The 19306-nt window shown below is 66.4% G+C and carries 15 protein-coding genes and 1 tRNA gene; 5 read left to right on the top strand and 11 right to left on the bottom strand.

What is annotated here, in order from left to right:
- The first annotated feature begins 103 nt into the window (after window positions 1-103).
- Window positions 104-1378 carry a DNA cytosine methyltransferase gene (locus tag GGQ91_RS24755; protein WP_182593063.1) on the top strand — a complete coding sequence of 425 codons (1275 nt, stop codon included), beginning with the start codon at window positions 104-106 and terminating at the stop codon, window positions 1376-1378.
- Here the strand turns inward: GGQ91_RS24755 and GGQ91_RS24750 are convergent.
- Both GGQ91_RS24750 and GGQ91_RS24745 read right to left on the bottom strand, forming a co-directional pair.
- Window positions 1301-2233 carry a response regulator gene (locus GGQ91_RS24750; protein ID WP_182593062.1) on the bottom strand — a complete coding sequence of 311 codons (933 nt, stop codon included), beginning with the start codon at window positions 2231-2233 and terminating at the stop codon, window positions 1301-1303. The genes GGQ91_RS24755 and GGQ91_RS24750 overlap by 78 nt on opposite strands.
- Window positions 2230-4644: an ATP-binding protein gene (locus GGQ91_RS24745; protein ID WP_182593061.1), complete on the bottom strand. Its 2415-nt coding sequence runs from the start codon at window positions 4642-4644 to the stop codon at window positions 2230-2232. Before GGQ91_RS24745 ends, GGQ91_RS24750 begins: the two co-directional genes overlap by 4 nt.
- 122 nt (window positions 4645-4766) lie before the next feature.
- On the opposite strand from GGQ91_RS24745, the gene GGQ91_RS24740 reads away from it, so the two are divergent.
- On the top strand, window positions 4767-5189 hold the full coding sequence (locus tag GGQ91_RS24740) for a very short patch repair endonuclease (protein ID WP_246410906.1): 423 nt from the start codon (window positions 4767-4769) through the stop codon (window positions 5187-5189).
- A gap of 226 nt (window positions 5190-5415) precedes the next feature.
- On the opposite strand, the gene GGQ91_RS28565 is transcribed toward GGQ91_RS24740, so the two are convergent.
- The 9 genes from GGQ91_RS28565 to pdxY form a co-directional block, all read right to left on the bottom strand.
- A complete protein-coding gene (locus tag GGQ91_RS28565) occupies window positions 5416-7182 on the bottom strand; it encodes a DUF6538 domain-containing protein (RefSeq protein ID WP_210281433.1) in 1767 nt (588 codons plus the stop codon).
- 101 nt (window positions 7183-7283) lie between these two features.
- Window positions 7284-7373 (bottom strand) — tRNA-Ser (locus tag GGQ91_RS24730).
- A 141-nt stretch (window positions 7374-7514) separates the two neighbouring features.
- Window positions 7515-9785: a glycogen debranching protein GlgX gene (glgX, locus tag GGQ91_RS24725; RefSeq protein ID WP_043347763.1), complete on the bottom strand. Its 2271-nt coding sequence runs from the start codon at window positions 9783-9785 to the stop codon at window positions 7515-7517.
- A 125-nt stretch (window positions 9786-9910) separates the two neighbouring features.
- Complete coding sequence (locus GGQ91_RS24720) at window positions 9911-10909, bottom strand: ABC transporter substrate-binding protein (protein ID WP_182593058.1); 999 nt, start codon at window positions 10907-10909, stop codon at window positions 9911-9913.
- 177 nt (window positions 10910-11086) lie between these two features.
- A complete protein-coding gene (locus GGQ91_RS24715; RefSeq protein ID WP_182593057.1) occupies window positions 11087-11812 on the bottom strand; it encodes an NUDIX hydrolase in 726 nt (241 codons plus the stop codon).
- Window positions 11805-12689: a PhzF family phenazine biosynthesis protein gene (locus tag GGQ91_RS24710; RefSeq protein ID WP_043389498.1), complete on the bottom strand. Its 885-nt coding sequence runs from the start codon at window positions 12687-12689 to the stop codon at window positions 11805-11807. The genes GGQ91_RS24715 and GGQ91_RS24710 overlap by 8 nt, the downstream gene beginning before the upstream one ends.
- Window positions 12690-12953: 264 nt before the next feature.
- Window positions 12954-14330, bottom strand: a complete 1377-nt coding sequence (locus tag GGQ91_RS24705) for a hypothetical protein (protein WP_182593056.1) — start codon at window positions 14328-14330, stop codon at window positions 12954-12956.
- 14 nt (window positions 14331-14344) lie between these two features.
- Window positions 14345-15742 carry a tetratricopeptide repeat protein gene (locus GGQ91_RS24700; RefSeq protein WP_182593055.1) on the bottom strand — a complete coding sequence of 466 codons (1398 nt, stop codon included), beginning with the start codon at window positions 15740-15742 and terminating at the stop codon, window positions 14345-14347.
- A gap of 261 nt (window positions 15743-16003) precedes the next feature.
- Window positions 16004-16852: a pyridoxal kinase PdxY gene (gene pdxY / locus GGQ91_RS24695; RefSeq protein WP_043756227.1), complete on the bottom strand. Its 849-nt coding sequence runs from the start codon at window positions 16850-16852 to the stop codon at window positions 16004-16006.
- A gap of 136 nt (window positions 16853-16988) precedes the next feature.
- Between pdxY and GGQ91_RS24690 the strand changes: the two genes are divergently transcribed.
- The 3 genes from GGQ91_RS24690 (at window position 16989) to GGQ91_RS24680 (ending at window position 18909) form a co-directional block, all read left to right on the top strand.
- Complete coding sequence (locus GGQ91_RS24690) at window positions 16989-17510, top strand: DedA family protein (protein ID WP_043347771.1); 522 nt, start codon at window positions 16989-16991, stop codon at window positions 17508-17510.
- A complete protein-coding gene (locus tag GGQ91_RS24685; protein ID WP_053609198.1) occupies window positions 17510-18286 on the top strand; it encodes a cobalamin-binding protein in 777 nt (258 codons plus the stop codon). The genes GGQ91_RS24690 and GGQ91_RS24685 overlap by 1 nt, the downstream gene beginning before the upstream one ends.
- 104 nt (window positions 18287-18390) lie before the next feature.
- Complete coding sequence (locus GGQ91_RS24680; protein ID WP_052083561.1) at window positions 18391-18909, top strand: MmcB family DNA repair protein; 519 nt, start codon at window positions 18391-18393, stop codon at window positions 18907-18909.
- Window positions 18910-19306 lie beyond the last annotated feature (397 nt).

The raw sequence follows: 19306 nt of genomic DNA, 5'->3' as shown, positions 1-19306 counted from the left end.
CTGGTTCTGACATTGCGGGCTTGGTGTCGCGAAGGGGACGTCCTGGAGTTGCTAACCAAGCTGTGCCATATGGTGTACGACCGGATCTCCACTGAAGCCGCAGATGTACAGCCCGACATTCATTGATGCCTTCTCGGGCTGCGGCGGCCTGGCTTTAGGCTTACTTAACGCTGGCTGGCGCGGCTCCTTTGCGATTGAGAAGCATCCGCACGCCTTCCAGACCCTCTCAGCCAACCTCATCCACGGCGACCGGGTCCGCTTCGATTGGCCAGAATGGCTTAATACAAGTGCGCACGACATTGCCGACCTTTTGGAGCGGAGCATCGACAACCTCCGCGCTCTCCGTGGGCGGGTCGATATGATCTCCGGTGGCCCGCCGTGCCAAGGCTTCTCCACGGCAGGGCGGCGAAGGCCAGATGATCCCCGCAACGTCTTGACAGAGCACTACCTCCGTTTAGTAGAGGCTATCAGGCCTCGAGTGATACTGATCGAGAACGTGCGCGGCTTCGACATCCCCATGAAGGGTGCACCGCGCAATGATGGGCGAACATACGCCGCATACGTCATGCGCCGGCTCGAGGATCTGGGGTATGATGTTTGGTCGCGGATTGTGCTCGCGAGCGATTGGGGGGTTCCACAGAATCGGCCCAGATTCCTCATCGTGGGCGTGCAGGGCGGCGTAGCCGCGGGGATCGATCCATTCCTCAGGATGGATGTCCTCCGGGGCAAATTCCTTCGGTCGAAAGATCTAGACCCAGCAACGCCGGTAAGCGCCTCCGAGGCGATCGGCGACCTCGTGGCCGATGGACGTCCGCATGTTCCCTCGTGCGACGCCGACGTGGCTGGCTTTGACCAAATCCATTATGAGGAGCCGCGGCAGCCCGGCCCCTACCTCAGGATGATGAGGGCCGGCATGGCCGGCCGCAGCCCTGACGGATTGCGGTTGCCAAAGCACGGTGCCACGGTTGCAGGACGCTTCCGTGAGGTGCTGGCAACCTGCCAGCCTGGTCGATCCATGTCGCCGGCAGACCGCGAGCGGATCGGCATGCGTAAGCGCAGCCTGACCCCACTGTCCCCGAGTCGACCTGCCTGCACGATCACGACACTACCCGACGACGTTATCCACTACGCTGAACCGCGGATCCTTACCGTGCGGGAGTGTGCACGGCTGCAGTCTTTCCCGGACTGGTTCTCGTTCAAAGGCCCATACACCACCGGCGGCCCAAGACGGGCGCACGGATGCCCGCGCTACACCCAGGTGGGGAACGCGGTTCCGCCACTTATGGCCGAGGGAATCGGCCTAGCCCTTCTCGGCATCGCCCGTGACCTGCACGCCGAGGATTTCGCAGAGAGCATCGAGGTTCGACAAGTGGCGTGAGAAGCTCTGTCGGAAGGTCGGGAAGTCGTCCCGAGTGATATTACCGCCGCCGTGGGCCCTGATGACCCAGCCGTCGCTGGTACGCGTCTCTGTGGCGTGCCCTAGGCTGTTGCGGATGTCCATCACCTCCACTTGATAGCGCCCGAGCACGGTGCGTTGAGTGCGAAGCTCCTGCCGCTGCCCGACGAATTTCTTCGTAGCCTTGAGGAGCACCATGCTCGTACAGGCGAGGCTATCCACCTTTTCCGCCAGCGTGGCGGCGCCTTCATACTTACGCTGCAGGCGATCGTCGCCATCCTTCACCTCCTTATCGATGAATGCGACAAGTTCGGCCTTCCCGGCCTCGTCCGCGCCTTCGTGGAGCGCCTTCAGGATAGCGCGCATGCGAAGGTCTGCCTTGCCGGCCGTAGCGACAGCGAGCCCCCGCATGGCCTCGAGCCGCGACATTCGCCGGATTAGATCGTCGACCAATTCGATGAGGTTGGCCCTCAGCTCCGATCGCGCCATGCAATAGACACCGTCGACATTGCGCTGTTGGATGCGCCCCCTCAACTCAGACGGCGCAACGCCGCTATAGAAAACTATGTCTGTAAACTTGAACCGGCGCCTGATTTGCTGCGCGATCTCATCCCCACTCGCCGCCGCCTCGCCGAGATCAAGGTCGACGACGATAAGATCTATGTCGTGGAAGCTTTCCTGGTTTCGAGCGTGGGCATCAATGTTTGTGTCGTCCGCCTCCTCAAGGACGCATAGCTCGAAGCCGGCTTCTTCCAAATGCGCCTTCAAGCCCTGTATGGCGGGCCGGACCTCCGCAATCTGGTTTTCGAACCACAGGAGCGTGAACTCGAGCCTCATCGGGTGGCCTTCTTTGGTCGGGGGATCCGGATGATGAAAGCCGCGCCGGTACCGGCTATGGCATCGTCGAGAGCGATTGTGCCCCGCAGCGCAGACAAGACCTGGGACACGTGGTAGAGGCCCAGACCAGAACCGCTAGTCGAGCTATAGCCCTTCTCGAAGATACGATCGCGATCGACGCGTCGGGCGTCGATCCCAATGCCGTCATCAACAACTGCGATTTCGAGATCGCCACCCTGCGACTTGCGACAGGCAAACTTGATATGAGTTGCTCGGGCGCGCTTGGCATTGCTTACAAGGTTATCGACAATGATTGCCACGTCGATTGGCCTGAAGCGGGTCTCGAGTACCTGATCACCCGTATCGAAGCTAGCAAAATCCCGCCCTGCGTACATGGAGGATATTTCCGCCACGTAGTCGGATAGATATTGGACGAGATCCTCCTCCACGGTATCGGCGTCCAGGCGGAAATTTGCCTGCGTTGCGAACCGCGTCACGGCTAGAATACGGGAGTTCTGGAAGCTGATCTGCTCTAAGTCGGCTGCGAGTTCTTCAGCAGAGGGCGTGCGCCCGCGCTTGAGCAAACCGAGATTGTTGGCCACGATGTCCTGTACGGACGTCGCATAGATGACGACCTGATGGTGGAGGTTGACGAGCGTATCCTTCTCACGGCCCGACAAAGCCGTCAGAAAAAGAGACCGTTTCTGCTCTTCACCATATCGCGCTTCGGCAGTATCTGCCCGGGCGGTCGCCTCCGCAGCACGAGCCTCCGCCTGCGAGCGAGCTTCGCCTTCGGCATCAGCACGGTCGCGGGCTTCCTTCTCCCTTCGCTTGAGCGCCTCGTATCGCTTGCGGGCCTGCTCGATGCGCGAAAGCAGGTCTGCGTTGCCTGTCTGGGCGGCTACGACGGCGAGCCCCTTCATCGAGGTTTCGAATTCGGAGGTGCGCTCGTTGATTATGTCAATCAGGTCGTCAGCGTACGCCAGCAGTCGAACCTTCTGGTTCTGGACCAGGTTCGCCACCACGTCGATGATGCGTGCGCGGGCCGCCTCAGTTGTGAGCCCGCTCGTGTCGAGCCGATCCGCGTCAAGCTTGTCGACCCACGTGACGTCTACAACATAGCGCTCAAGACGGACGAGAGCGTACCTCCGGAATGCATCCATGAGCGCCTGCACTCGCGGCGTCTCGATGAGGCCGGCGTCACGGCTGGACGTCTCGCGAAACATCTCTGCCGGTGCGTTGATATCGAGCCGACCAAGGATTTCACGGGTACCAAGGTACCGGCTGTGACCCTGGGCCTTGCGGACGTTAAGACCAAACGTATCATCGGCCGGCTCCCCCACGGGGAAGATGCGGAAGCCATTTAGGAAAAGGAAAACGTTACCAAATCCGACGGACTCGACGCCCATGGAACGTTTGAACGAAACCTTTGCCGCTCGGTTCAGATAAAAGAGATCTACCGCGATCTCCGCGCCGGTTAGTAGTGGGAACGCATTGTCCTCTTCGATTTCGTAGATCAGCCGGCCGCGGTCCACCAAGCGGGACGCTACCTTGCCCTCTGGTGAAATACGGACTGAAAGCTTTGTGGTTTTCGTTTCGAGAGCCTCAAAAATGAGGTTTCCGACTGGACCGTTAACGACGCCGGCCAATGATACCGGTAGATGGGCGAGCGCCTCCCGCGCGGTGCTGTACATTGCCTTTAAGTCATCCGGAAGGTCGATTTCTTCTAATTGGCGCTCGTCCTCTGCAAGCTCACTCTCGCAATGAAAGACAATCTGCATGTCCGACTGAACGCCGAAAGGGTTTATCAATTTCGCTAAGTAACTCTTGAGTTTAAGAAGCTTTTGGCGGTCCCAGGTGTCCCTGAGATCGTCGATCTGCAAAATTGTACCATTCTTGCGATTGGGTAGACCGGAGTAGGATGGGAAATGGGCTGTGTCGTTGAGGTTCACCGGGATCTCGCCGAAGGGTATTTTGGCATCGTTCTCGAAGTCGGCCCAACGGACATCGAGAAGTGCGACCTTCCCGTCACTTCCGTATGGCCTGGAGTAGAGCTTGAGGGAGCTGCCAAGCCTATCGCAAGAAAATCGACCAATGCCCTTGCTTCCAGCATATCCGGGTCGGAGCGAGATGCGGTCCCTGTAATCCTGCGGTAATCCCTCGTCTTCCTCGCCGGATTTCTTCGCAGAATAGGCCACAAAGAGCCACCTATCGAGAATGTCCTGTGAGGCCATTCCCTTGCCATTATCGGCGATAACGATCTTGTCACCGGTAAAAGCTATATCAACGCGGTCGGCGTGAGCGTCGAAGGAGTTTTTTACCAATTCGAAGATAGCAACTAGGTCATTGGTTATCAGATCGCGCCCAATGATATCCTTGAGGGCTGAGCTGATCCTGAAGCTCTGGTTCATGGGCCGTCCGCAACTCGATGCCCGATGGAGCGTTCGCAATCGACGTCCCCGCGGTGCCGAGACTCATATAGCTAAGGTTGGCCCGCGAGTCTCGGCGCTTCGCAATCAATGGGTGGATGACGATGGATGCCGAGAGTAGGCGGCGCCTCATGGCCCGCTTTCGCGGGAGGGACACGAAGCCCGAAGTAGCCGCAAGGCGGGTGCTCCATCGGCTGGGCTACAGGTTCCGGCTGCATCGCAAGGACTTGCCGGGTCGGCCCGACATAGTCCTACCTCGCCATGGCGCGGTCATCTTCGTGCACGGCTGCTTTTGGCATCGCCATTCCGGCTGCCGGGTGGCAACGATGCCGAAAACCCGTCCCGACTTCTGGCGCCAAAAATTTGAGCAGAATACGCAGCGCGACGCGCGCAACATTGCCAAGTTACACGCGGCAGGTTGGCGCGTTCTGGTGCTCTGGGAATGCGAGACAAAGGATCGGGACAAGATGGCCGAGATTTTGCTGGATTTCCTAAAGCCTTTACCTCCATTCGACGCAGCGGCCTAAAATAGCATCGCGTCCCCGCCTTTTGGCGTGCTTAATATTATGCGTGGGGAGCGAGGATCATGCAGGTATGTTGCAGTGGGAACGGCGATGCCCCTGCTAGGCGCCTTAGTGGTTGTGCCACGCAGACTGCAATTAAGGTTTTTGGCACGGGCTGGCCATCCTGCATTGCAACCGGTTGCAATGGAGAATGCCCGCCGCTTCCGCTTCTTGAGCGAAGCGCAACGGTTCAGCGAGCAGCGAGGTGCGATAGGTCGAGCCCATCATACCGAATGCGCTGTATGTGCTCCTGGAGCACCGACGCAGTTATCCGGCCGCTGCCGTAGTGTTCTTCCATTCCACCCCGGACCCATCCACCAAGAGCAGTCACTACGTCTGGCGGCACGCTTGCCTCGCGCATTGCATCCCTGAAGGTATGTCTAAACGAGTGAAAGGCGTTGCGGTCACGCTTCACTCCGGCTTCCGCGAGGAAACGCGAGAACCATTTTGAGAATGGACTAAAATAGCCGTCGGCGCCGCGTACGATATCTGGGAACAAGCGCTTGGAACCGGCTTTATGCATACGCTCGACATGCTGGAGAAAGCCGACCTCCTTCAGCATCGGGTGCACAGGTACGTACCGCTCGCCCGCCTCCGTCTTGACGCGCTTGCGATCGGCCTCGTCAACGTCGTCGCCATCGGCTGCAATGAAAAGGCAGAGGACGCCTTGGAACGGGCGCACGTCCTCGGTGCGGAGCTGCGCGATCTCGCCCTGTCGCATGCCGGTGTAGAGCCCGACCAGCGGGATCCAGAACCTCCCGCGCTGCGGCCTGTTCGGTCCCGGCTTAGCATACCCGTTCTCATCATCTTGGCAGCCAGTGTACAGAGGTGCCCGGAAGATCGAGGTGAGTTCCGAGGCGGTGAACGGATCGCGGCGATGGCGCTTTTTAGCGCCTTTGAGCGCGAGCCCCTTGCCTGGGTTCTGTACGATCCAGCCCTCGTTGTGCGCGTAATTCATCAGCGCCGATAGGCCGTGAACGTAGTGGTTGACGGTAGTGGTGTGCAGCCGGTCTGTGGTTGGCAGCTTCAGCCCCGCAACCTCAACCAGCGTCCTTCCTGGGAAGCGCTTGGCAGCGTTTGGCGGCAACGCCTGGACAGTCGCTCGAAACGTCTTGCAATCCTCACGGCCGATCTCGCGGATGGGCCGATCGGTGCCGAACAGCTCCTCCGCGAGGCGGAAGACCACGTCGTACGTCTGCTGTGACTTGGCGATGAGGGTAGCCCGCTGCGGCTCGGCACGGAAGGCAACGATAGCCTGTGCGAGCGACTTCCCGCCCGGCTCGGCCCGGGGCTTAAACACAGGATCGAATGACCGATCCTGATAGTCTCCCGTCAGGCGTGCCCGGCTGCGATGGATGTCCTCAAGCTGCCCGCGGCGTAGCAGCGCCAGCAACTGCCGAAATTGGTCCGATGCTGCATCGTCATGGGCCACCACGAACCGCATCGGCGATCCAGCGGCTCGGATCGGATCGAGCTTGCGCCGCACCAGGCGGACATCGTTAGCCTGAAGCAAACGAACCGCGGTCTGATACGCGGCGTCAAGGCCGAGGTCGTCCGGATCGTAGAGTGTGCCCTCGTCCTGATCTAAGGCGATGAGGGCTTCATCGCGGTCAATAGGCACCGCGACCGCGTGCCGGCGCTCACGATCCACGGTGAGGGTATCGAACCACGAGGCCACCATTTTGTAGATGGCGGCCTCGTTTAATGAGGTCAGGGCTACGCTGCCGACCGTATCCTGACCATCCGTCGCAGCCCGATCTCGCATGGCGCGGCACTGCTTGTCGAAGGCATCCGCCTCGTCGCGTACTCGCCGTTTCGCCTCCGCAAGGTCGGAAGTGCGCAGCGACTTCCACACCTGCTCTCGCCCGAAGGCGGCTATGAGATCGTGGGGGACCTTGACTTTGAAGTACCAGTTTGCGCTGCCCTTGCGCTGCGCGAGGTAGGTGTGGCGGCTCACGTCGCTCATGCTCCCGGATAGCACCGCGGGGTAGCAGTAGCCTAGTCGTAAGCCGTTGATTTCGGTGGGCTTCCCGGTGGATCAACCACTTAGCGAAGCGTTGGCGGAGGGAGCGGGATTCGAACCCGCGATACCGTTTCCGGTATACACACTTTCCAGGCGTGCGCCTTCAACCACTCGGCCACCCCTCCGTCCGCGAACCGGGCGCCCGGGCGCACACGCGGCGCGCCGGGCGCGGCCAGGGCCGCGTGGTGCCGTGCTGTTAGCCGGGTGCGCCGTCCGGCGCAAGGCGCAGTCGGCCGGGCGATGCGAAAACCGCCCGGCCGCGTCCCTCACCCCTCGGCCTCGTCGAGGTGGAAGCGGACATGCTCCACGTTCGCCCGCTCGAAGGCCTGCATGACGTGCTGGTAGGAGCGCTCCATGGCGTTGTCCTCCGTCCCGGGGCTGTCCTCGGGCTTCAGCACGAACATCAGGAGCGAGCGCCCGGTCACGTCGTAGCCGGAGCCGAACTTGAAGCTCTCCACGTCCTGGCTGTCGGGCAGGTTCGTATCGAGGAGCCGCGTCCAGGCCACGCCTCCCACGGATTCGGGCAGCGTGAACGTCACGAGGTCGTGGTAGGCGTTGAACATGATCAGCAGCGTGGCGTCCCCGCCGCGGCGGTGCAGGCCGGTGGCCTGGGCGCGCCCGTCGAGCTGGACCGCGAAGGCGCGGGCCTCGCCGTCCGACCAGTTCTCGCCCGCCATCTCGCTCCCGTCCGGCCGCAGCCACGTCACGTCCTTGACGCCGAACTCCTCGTCGTACTGACCGGTGAGGAACCGCCCGCGGCTCAGGATCGGCAGGGCGTTGCGCAGGATGATCAGGCGCTGGGTGAACTCCGCGAGATCCCGCTCCTCGTCGCCGATCGCATCCCAGTCCAGCCAGGAGACTTCGTTGTCCTGGCAGTAGGCGTTGTTGTTGCCGTTCTGGGTCCGGGCGAACTCGTCGCCGGCGAGCAGCATCGGCGTGCCGCGGGACAGGAACAGCGTCGCCAGCATGTTGCGCATCTGGCGCAGGCGCACCGCCCGGATCTCCGGGTCGTCGGTGGGGCCCTCCACCCCGTAATTGTACGAGAGGTTGTGCGAGTGGCCGTCGCGGTTGCCCTCGCCGTTCGCGTCGTTGTGCTTGTCGTTGTACGAGACCGTGTCGTGCAGGGTGAAGCCGTCATGGGCGGTGAGGAAGTTCACCGAGGCCCAGGGCTTGCGCCCGCGCTTGTTGAACTTGTCAGCCGAGCCCGCGATCCGCGCCGCCAGATCCGGCAGCAGCCCGCCATCGCCCTTCCAGTAGGCGCGGACATCGTCGCGGAACCGGTCGTTCCACTCGGCCCAGCCGGGCGGGAAGCCGCCGACCTGGTAGCCCCCGGGGCCGCAATCCCACGGCTCGGCGATGAGCTTGACGTTGTTGAGCACCGGATCCTGGCGGCAGGTGTCGAGGAAGCCGCCGCCCTCGTCGAACCCGTAGGGCTCGCGGCCCAGGATCGTGGCGAGATCGAAGCGGAACCCGTCCACCTGCATCTCCTGCGCCCAGTAGCGCAGGGAATCGGTCACGAGTTGCAGCACCCGCGGATGCGACAGGTTGAAGGTGTTCCCGGTGCCGGTGTCGTTGATGTAGTAGCGCGGCTCGTTGGGTAGGAGCCGGTAATAGGAGGCGTTGTCGACCCCCTTGAACGACAGGGTCGGGCCCTTCTCGTTGCCCTCGGCGGTGTGGTTGTAGACCACGTCGAGGATCACCTCGAGGCCGGCGCCGTGGAAGCGCGAGACCATCTCCTTGAACTCGGAGAAGGCGAAGTCCGGCACCGCCGCGTAGCGCCGGGCGGGGGTGAAGAACGAGATCGTGTTGTAGCCCCAGTAATTCACCAGCCCCTTCTCCTGCAGGTAGTCGTCCTGCACGAAGGAATGGACCGGCAGCAGCTCCACCGAGGTGACGCCGAGGCTCTTGATGTAGTCGAGCACGTCCCGGGTCCCGAGGCCGGCATAGGTGCCGCGCAGCTTCTCCGGCACCCGCGGGTCGAGCTTGGTCATGCCCTTGACGTGGGCCTCGTACACGATGGTCTTGTCCCAGGGCACCAGCGGCTTCTGGTGCCGGCCCCAGGTGAAGGCCGGGTCGATCACCCGGGAGCGGCGGGTGTAGGGGGCGCTGTCCCGCTCGTCGAAGGTCAGGTCGTCGCCGGTCTCCATCTTGTAGCCGAACAGGGCCGGGTTCCAGGTGATCGAGCCGACGAGCCCCTTGGCGTAGGGGTCGATCAGCAGCTTGTTGGGGTTGAACCGGTGGCCGGCCTTCGGCTCGTAGGGGCCGTGGACCCGGTAGCCGTAGATCGTGCCGGGGCGGGCGTCGGGCAGATAGCCGTGCCAGATCTCGTCCGTGTACTCGGGCAGCTCGATCCGCTCGATCTCCTGCTCGCCGGCATCGTCGAACAGGCAGAGTTCGACCTTGGTGGCGTGGGCGGAAAACAGAGCGAAGTTGACGCCGAGCCCGTCCCAGGTGGCGCCCAGGGGGTAGGGTTGGCCTTCCTGGATGCGCGTGCGGGCCGCGCGGGACTGCGATGCGGGACGACGAGTAGAGGACATGGACACTCCGGAACGCGACCCGCCCGGCCACGTGCCGCCGCGGGGAGCGTCGGGTGAACGTGCCGGAAACAGCGAAGCTCCCGCGGTGCCGCAAAAATCGCGGGCGCGTCACGACCGCGCCGCGCTCAGTTCGAGGCCGCGGCGGTGAAGCTCCGGTCCATGGCCCGCCCGACGTCCAGCGTCCTCGACAGGATCCCGTACCGCGTCGCCCGGTCCGAGGCCTCCTGGACCTCCGTCACGACACCGTCGTCGAGCGCGATCGGCCGCGTCCGCTGCGCCGTGTAGGCCGCGCGCAGGACGTCCTCCGGCAGCCTGGTCAGCGCGGCCGTGTTCCGGGCGTAGGCGTCGAGATGGTCCAGCGACCAGAGCCGCGCCCTGTCCAGGCGGCTCAGGAAGTCCTGCAGGGCGGCCCGCTTGGTGGCGATGGCGCTGTCCGAGGCGACGATGAAGGTGATGGTCGGCGTGAGGCCCGCGCCGTCCGCGATCGGCCGGGCCTTGTCCCTGAGCGTCGCGAACGAGACGTAGGGCTCCCAGACCGCCCAGGCATCCACCGAGCCGGCCATCAGCGCGACCTTGGCGTCGACCGGGTTGAGCGGCGCGAAGGTGGCCTCGGATGGCGCGATCCCGGCCTTCTCCAGCGTCGCGCTGATCAGGAACTGGCCCCAGCCGCCGCGGGTGCCGGCGAGTCGCTTTCCCTTGAGGTCGGCGGCCGAGCGGATCGGCGAATCCGCGCGGACCAGGATCGCCTGCGTCCGCGGATCCGACTTGGTGCCGCCGATCGCCTTGATCGGTGCCCCGGCCGCGACGACCGTGAGGAAGGAGAGGTCACCGGTGTAGCCGACATCGAGGGCGCCGGCGTTGAGCGCCTCCAGGATCGGCGCGGCGGCGGGGAATTCCGACCATTCGATCCGGTAGGGCAGATCCTTCGCGGAGCCGGCGCTCTCGAGGAGTGACCGGTTCCCGCCCTTCTGGTCGCCGACCCGCAGGACGACCTCATCCGCGCGGGCGGCCACCGCGGCCAGCGTCGTCGTGGCCAGCGTCGTTGTGGCCAGCGTCAGTGCGGCGGCGAGCAGCGCGCCGGCGAACCTGCGGACGCCGGGACAAGCGTGAGATCCGATGAGCATGGGGCCTGCCTCGATCCGCTGCCTGCGTTGTGCGGGGCTGTTCTGTGGAAGTCCGAGCTTATGCTTGCCGCGAGGGCGGTCAATGAAACAAAAATCTGTATTGCCCGCGATTGATGCCAGAGATGACATCCGGCCGTCCCCGCGGGGAGACGAACGTCTTTCCCCGCGCCGCGCCGGTCAGCGGGCGGGCGGGAACGCGTCCGCCAGGTAGGCCCGCACGAAGCCCGGCATCCGCGCGGCATCGATGTCGTCGCGGCCCCGCACCACGTGCATCCCGGCGAGTTCCGGCTCGGCCTCGGCGCCGAGATGGTCGGCGATCCGCGCCACGAGCCGCGCGGCCGTCTCCGGAAAGCGCACCGGCCGCAGGAACGCGAGCTGGCCCTCCCCCTCCAGCAGCACCCAATCCGTTTCGGCCTCGTCCGGTAGCGCCAGGCCGGTCTCCTCGGCGAGTTCCCGGGCGGCGCTGCCGACGAGATCGACCCGCGCGCCCTGTATGTCGTCCGGATCCGGAGTGCCGCAGGGGAAGTAGAGCTGGCCGGCATTGGCCGTGCGGGCCCCCATCTCGCCGAGCAGGACGGCGCCGTCCGAGGTCCAGGGCACGATCGCCGCGAAGGCATTGGCGATGCGGGCGTCTGCGATGCGGGCGTCGGCGTGCCGGGTGTCCCGGTAGTAGGTGAAGGTGGCGTAGCGCGTCGCGAACAGGTCGAGGTGGGCGGCCCCGTCCGCGACCGCGTGATCGCAGCACAGCAGGACGGTGCCGTCGAACATGCCGGGCGCGCGGGCGATCCGGGTCTGCCAATGCGCCGCGATGGCGTCGGCATTCTCCCGGGGGAAGGCCCAGTCGTAGGTCACGAACCGCGCCGTCACGGCGGCAAGCGGCGTGATCCGGAAGCCGTCAGACATGCAGGGTGCCGTCGGCCACGATCACCGCGGCCCCGCCGATCTCGACGCTCCGCAGGGCCCCCGCCTCGATGGTGAGCTGGAGCGCGATCTCGCTCGGCCGCCCCATCGCCTCACCCTGGCGGATCGCCACGTCGTGCGTGCCGTCGCCCAGGGCCTCGAACTGCATCAGCACCCCCGCGAAGGCGGAGGCCGCCGAGCCGGTGGCGGGATCCTCCGTGACGCCGAAATTCGGCGCGAACATGCGGACCCGCCAGCTCTGGCCGGTGCCCTCGGGGTCGGGTGTGTAGAGGTAGAGCCCGTCGTTTGGGTCGGGCGCCTGGGCCGGCCGGGCGGCGTCGAGGGCCGTCACCGAGCCCACGGGCACGCAGGTGAAGCTCGGCCCGACGCCGTGGCGGCTCGGCGCGTGCCGGCCGGTGCCGATGTCGGCGGGCTTGAGGCCGAGGAGCGGGGCCAGCAAGGCGGGCTCGGGGCCGGGACCGAGGTATTCCGGCAGGATCGGCAGCCGGAACCGCGCCCGTCCGCCGCTGCCGTCCGCCAGCGTTTCGACCACGCAGGGGACGATTCCGATCCGCTCCTCCAGGCCGAAGGCCCGGGCATCGCCCCGGGACGGATCCTGCAGCGCCAGCAGCACGGCGGTGCCCACCGTCGGGTGGCCGGCGAAGGGCAGCTCCCGGCCGGGGGTGAAGATGCGCAAGGACGCCCGGTGCCGGGCCTCCGTGGGCGGCAGGACGAATACCGTCTCCGACAGGTTGAACTCCTGCGCGATGGCCTGCATGGCGGCGGTGTCGAGCCCCTCCGCGTCGAGCACCACGGCCAGCGGATTGCCGGCGAGCCTCTGCTCGGTGAACACGTCGAGGGTGACGAAGCGGCGCGCCATCGTGTCGGGCCTTCCTGATCTGGCTGCCGCCTGACGTCCGTCCAATGCTGATGACCGTCAGCGAGCAGCGGCTCGACTCGTAACCGACGGTCCAGCTGAGGTCACGCGATGCGACGGCGGCCGTGCCGCGGAGATCACGCGGCCGCCCGCGGCCGGGACACGCGTGGTCGCGTCACCGTCGTGCAAGCGATCAACTCCTCGGTGACAGCGGACGGACCGCCGGTCCGGCGGTCGTCCGCGCGGATTACCGCCGTCGTCGGCGACTTAGAAATCCGATGTCGTCGCAGCGGCGCCCGCCCGCACGGGCGCGGCGGCCGGCGCGCCGCCATCGCCCTCGTCGGCTGTGGCGGACGCCCGGGGAAGGCCGCCCTGCTGCGTCATGCGCTGCTCTGCCGCGCCCATGGCCCGACCGACGGCGTCGGCATCCTTCGCCCAGCGCTGGCTCCAGGCGACGGCCACGACCTGCATCTTCGCCTTCGACCAGGGATGCTCCCCCCGCCACGACAGGATCTCGGCGGCGCCTTTCAGCTGGAGATCCGCGGCCTGGGCCCTGACAGCCTCGTTATAGGTTCCGAGATTGAAGCTCTGCACCGAGCCGTCGCTCATGCCGCGTGACTCGTAGGCGTCCTTGCCGATCCTGTTCGCCACGACCCGCTCGCTGACGAATTGCTGAATGGCCGCCATGGCCGCCAAGCTGGCACGGCTTCGGTCGGCGGGCATCAGGTTGGTCTGCGGGGCGACGCCGAAGCCGACCACCACGCGTTCGCCGTTCTCGTCCGTGAAGACGCGGGCACCCATCGTGTAGGCGAGCCAATCCGGGTTCCCGGCCTTGATCGCCTCGAATTGCTGGCGGATCGGCGGCTGAGGGGCTTCACGCTGCAGGGTCAACGTCGTGTTCCAGATGGTCTCCGCGATGCCGGCGAGCTTCGGCGACCAGATCAGACCTGTCAGGACGTGGTACTTGCCTGCATCCTCCACGCTCGGCCCCTCGCACTGAACAACGGTGAACGCACCGGAGGCGAACATCTCCGCCCTGCTCTCGATGCTCTGGTCGATCCGCAATTGCTGCGTGGCGATCGCCGCGCGCTGCTGCGCCGCGGTCCCGCCCGACCATTGCGGATCGAATTTCTTGATCTCGGCATCGAGGGCCTTGTCCGCGAGGACGCGCGACTTGTCGACGATCGACAATTGCTCGACGACAGGCCGCAGGGACGGCGGTGCGTCGCTCCCGCCGAACATCTGGACGGCCGCTGACCGGCTCGACCGCATCGTCGAGCGCATCGACTCCGCGAGGGCCTTTCGCGCGCTGATCTCCGCGTAGGTGAAGGCCGCATTGCGACCGACGAGCCAATTGCGGGAGCCCGGCGGCTCGGCGACCGCCGCCTGCTCGTGGGCGACGTAGACGAAGTAGCCGTTCTTCTTCTCGTTCTTGCCGTCCTCGAGCTTCTCCTTCGCCTTCCAGTCCGCCCAGCACGTCTCGACCGAGGCGGGCCGCGCGCCCGCGGTGAGATGGGCGCCGCCGTTGAGCGCCGCCGCCGCTTCCGCGGACCCGGCCGGCTCGGGCGACTGAGCGGCGGCTCCATTCAGGCCGGCGAGCAACAGGGTGGCCAGACCGAAGGCCTGGCGGCAGATCGCGGTCATCCGGTTTCTCCCAATCAGCGCCGGCCGATGCCGCCGAGGGCACCGCCGACAATTCCCATGAAGGCCCGCGCCGCCTGCTCGTTCTGAAGGCGTTGCTGCTCGGCCTGGCGCTGGCCTTCCATCAAGCGTTCGACCGCGTCGGCCGCTTCGCGGTGTCCCATCGATGCCGCACGCTTGAAGAGCCGATACGCGTCATCCGGCCCGGATCCCTCGACGCGACCCTTCGAAATCATCGTCGCGAGGCTGACCATCGCGTCCGGATCGCCGAGAGTGGCGCCCTGCCGGAAGCTCGCGATGGCCCCCGCCAGATCGTTGCGGCCGACGCGGGTATCCAAGAGAGCCCATCCGAAATTGTCATAGGCTGCGCGGTAGTTCTGCCGCATCAGCACCTGCAGCAGCGGTAGCGCCCGTTTCGGATCGGACGTCTGGTACGCCCGAGCGAGTTGGTAGCGGTAGCGCCGCTCCTCCGGGTATTGCCGAACGGCGATCTCGCAGGCCTCGATCGCGTCGGTCCCCGCCCCTTTCAGGACATCCCACGGGACACCGGGCAGCGCCTTCGGGCGATCGGGATCGTACAGGCCGGCCGCCGCCTGGTCGCACAGATCGCCCGCCCGCGCGATCCTCGCCTGGCGCTGGGCCTCGACCTCCCGCTGGGCCGCATCCCGTTGGGCACGCTCCACGGCTTCCCGCTTCGCCCGCTCGACGCTCTGCCGCCACTCGGTCACGACCTTTCGGTCGACGATCAGCAGCTTGTCGCCGGTCCTCGGATGAAATCCGGAATTGTCGAAGAACTCGTACGTCAGCCCTTCGCGCCAGTACCAGACCCGCGGTTGCCCCGTGACGGGATCGAACCAAGCCGCGCTCGTCGGATCGACCGGCTTCGGCGGCCGCAGGCGCCGATCCGCACGCTCCTGCTCCTCCTTCTTCACGGCCTGCGATTTCGGCACGCAGACCGTAACCTCGGACTTGAGCGAGAGGGAGCCACCGGCATCCGCCTCCTTGCGGGTCTCTTCGAGGACCTTGACCCGCACGAACCCGGCGAGATTGGTCTGCTCGAATTGCTTGAAGCGCTGTTCGGCGTCGCTGTTCACGATCTCCGCGCGGTTCTCGCGCGACGACTTGACTTCGAAGCCGATCACTTGGCCGATCGCCACTTGGTTGGTGCGGTCCAGGGCCCGCTTGCGGGCCGCGTCCATCTCGGACCACGTTCCGTAAGCTTCCTCGACGGTGACCGGGACGGTCTCCTGCCGGACGCAGTCGCCCTCGTCGTAGGCCCGGACAGGACCGATCATCATGAGCAGCGCCCCGGCGCAGGCGAGCGTCAGAGGGGCACGGTCGCGCAGTTTTTCCGCAGCTTTGTTGAGATCTGGGACGATGATCGTTTCGCTGATCTGCGTTTGAAGTCTGAGCACGGGCGAGCGGCCATCGACGAAGAACCGTATCTGTGGATTCTGACATGCGCGTGCCGGCTGGCACTACGTGTTCTTCTCGTTAAGATTGAATTTTCCCCAGCAATTACCTTAAGGTTGATGCTGCGTCGCTGGGCGTAGCGGCGGCTACGGTGCTTGGACAGGCTTCGACGCGGGCGGTGCGCGATGTGGGCATGGGGCGCGGCGCACAGCGCGCGGGTGCCCGGGCCGATGCGGCAGATCGATCGCGCGATGGCAGCGCGCTCACACCGCCTCGACCGGAAACCGCGCGCTCGGGTTCACGTATTCCTCCTGCGCGGCCACCGTCAGGATCTCCCGCGATCCTGCCTCGGCGGTGCGCTTGAGCAGCCCGTAGATCGAGGCCGCCGCCGCGCCGAGCGCCGCCTCGGCCGAGCCGGTCCGGGCATAGTGCACCAGGAACAGGGCCGCGATGCAGTCTCCCGCCCCGTTCACCGCGATGGCGAGCCGCGGGGTGCGGACCCGGAACACCCGCCCCTCCGCGCCCGCGAGCAGGTCGATGCTGTCGGCGGGCGTGTCGGCGCAGAGCGCCGAGGTGACCAGGACCACCCGCGGCCCCCGCGCCTGGAGCGCCGCGATCGCGGCTCCGGCCTCCGCCAGGGTGCGGCTCGGCAGGCCGGTGAGGAGGCCGAGTTCGAACTGGTTGGGGGTGAGGATGTCGGCGGCCGGGACCGCGCGCTCGCGCAGGAACGCCTCGATGCCGGGCCGCACGTAGACGCCCTCCTCGACGTCGCCGATCACCGGGTCGCAGCAGTAGAGCGCTCGGGGGTTCGCCGCCCGCACGGCGTCCACCGCCTCCAGGATCGCGGCGCCGATCTCGGCCGACCCCATGTAGCCCGACAGCACCGCGTCGCAGGTCGAGAGCACGCCGCGCTCGCCGATGCCGCGCACCACCTCGCGGATCATCGCCGCGTCGAAGACGGGGCCGCGCCACGCGCCGTAACCGGTGTGGTTGGAGAACTGCACCGTATGCACGGGCCAGACCTCGACCCCGAGCCGCTGCATCGGAAACACCGCCGAGGCGTTGCCGACATGGCCGTAGGCGACATGGGACTGGATCGACAGGACGTTCAACGCGGGACTCGCTCGTTGTCCCGCTACGGTTAGCCGGTTCCCGCGCCGCCTGCACCCCTATCCCTTGCCGCCCTCCCCCGCGCGCCTCAGATGGGACCGACCCTCCTCCCACCCGCCGAGCCCCGTTCAGAGCCCCATGGACATCGAAGCGCTGCGCACCACGACCCTCGCCTTCGTGGAGGCGCACAAGGCCTGGACGCCGTTCATCGCCGGCGGCCTCGCCTTCTGCGAATCGATCGCGGTCCTGTCGCTGTTCGTGCCGGCGACCGTGATCCTGGTCGGCATCGGCGCCCTCGTCGGCGGCGCCGACATCCCGTTCTGGCCGGTGGTGATCGCCGCGGCGGTGGGCGCCGCGCTCGGCGACTGGATCTCCTACGAGGCCGGGCGCTGGCTCGGGCCGGGGGCCAAGACCAAGTGGCCGCTGCGGCGCTACCCCGAGCTCATGGCCAAGGCCGAGGCCTTCATCGGGCGCTGGGGCATCGCCGCGGTGGCGCTGGGGCGGTTCTTCGGGCCGGCCCGGGCCCTGGTACCGCTCTTCGCCGGCATCCTCGGCTTGGCGCGGCTGCCGTTCCAGCTGGCCAACGTCGCCTCCGCCCTGGTCTGGGCCTTCGTGCTGCTGGCCCCCGGGGCCGGGCTGCTCACGTGGTTCCATCGCTGATGCGGCGCTTCCCGCCCGAGCGGATCGTCTGCCTCACCGAGGAGACCGTCGAGACTCTGTACCTGCTGGGCGCGGAGGACCGGATCGTCGGCGTCTCGGGCTACGCGGTGCGCCCGCCCCGGGTCCGGAAGGAGAAGCCCCGGGTCTCGGCCTTCACCAGCGCGGACATCCCGAAGATCCTGGCGCTGGCGCCGGACCTCGTCCTGGCCTTCTCGGACCTCCAGGCCGGCATCGTCGCCGACCTCGCCCGGGCCGGCGTGGCGGTGCACCTGTTCAACCAGCGCGACGTGGCGGGCTGCCTTGCCATGGTCCGCACCCTCGGCGCCCTCGTCGGTCTGCCGGAACGGGCCGAGGCTTTGGCGGCCGGCTTCGAGGCGCGGCTGGCGGAGGCCGCCGCGACGGTGCGGGACCGGCCGACCCTGCGCGTCTACTTCGAGGAATGGGACGCGCCGATGATCTCCGGCATCGGCTGGGTCTCGGATCTGATCGGCCTCGCGGGCGGCCGGGACGTGTTCCCGGCCTTGAGCCGGCAGCCGGCCGCGCAGGACCGGATCGTCACGCCCGAACAGGTGATCGAAGCCGCGCCCGACGTGATCCTCGCCTCGTGGTGCGGCAAGCGGGTCAATGTCGACCGCATCCGGTCCCGACCCGGCTGGGCGGCGATCCCGGCCGTGCGCGACGGGCGCATCCACGAGATCAAGTCGCCGCTGATCCTGCAGCCCGGCCCGGCCGCGCTCACCGACGGGTTCGACGCGATCCGGGCCTGCCTCGGATGACCGCCTTGGATGATTGCCCCGGGGCGATGCCGCGCCGCAGGTGACGGACGGCGCCCGGATTGGCAGGATGTCCCGATTCGGCACAGGCGCATTCCCCGAGATTGATGTCCGCTTCCATCGGCGTTTCCGATTCCGCTTCTCCGCCCCCGGTGGCCGAGGCGCTCCTGCCGCCCGACCGGCGGCAGTCGCCGACGGCGCTGCGCATCCAGCGCGGCGTGCGGCGGCTGTTCTCCGAGATGGGCTGCGTCACCCTGCCGGAATTCTCCCTCGTCAACGGCCGCCGCGCCGACGTGATCGCCCTGTGCGGCGCCGGGAAGCTCACCATCGTGGAGATCAAGTCGAGCGTGGCGGATTTCCGCGCGGACCGGAAATGGCCGGATTACCGCGACTTCTGCGACCGGTTCTTCTTCGCGATCCCCGAGGACGTGCCCGAATCCCTGATCCCGGAGGAATGCGGCCTGATCGTCGCGGATGCCTACGGGGCCGGGATCCTGCGTGCGGCGCCCGAGCACCCGCTGAGCGGCGCCCGGCGCAAGGCCGTGACGCTCCGCTTCGCCCACAGCGCCGCGCGCATCCTCCACGCGCTCGCCGATCCGGGCGCGGTGCGGGAGGGGGCGCTGTAGGATACGGCCGGCGGCCGGATTCGCGCCGACGCGACGGACCGCCCGGGACGGCTGAACGACGCTGAACCCATCCGTCGCGTCGGCGGTGGCCGAGAAGCTTTCGGCGACGAGAGCGGCAGCTGTCTCGCCGAACGTGGTCGAGGCGCGGACACGGATGCGTTCGATCGCGTCATGAACCGCAGGCCGGCCTCCCACAGGCTCCCGAGGATCGCGGGAGCGAGCGATGCGCCATCTGCGAAAAAACATCCACGCTGGATCGGGAGGCCGCGCAGGGCGGCTGATCGCGCAGACGACCGATTGGCGATGGACGGCGGAGTTCGGTCTGGTACGTCTGCACTGGTATTCCACCGACGATTGAAATCTGCGTAGAACGGCCGCGCTTCCCGCCGATCCAGCG

Origin of the sequence: Methylobacterium fujisawaense, from assembly GCF_014138435.1 — a bacterium.
Taxonomy (GTDB): Bacteria; Pseudomonadota; Alphaproteobacteria; order Rhizobiales; family Beijerinckiaceae; genus Methylobacterium; species Methylobacterium fujisawaense.
Note: the sequence above shows the minus strand (reverse complement) of the source record. Positions and strands in the feature narration are given on the sequence as shown.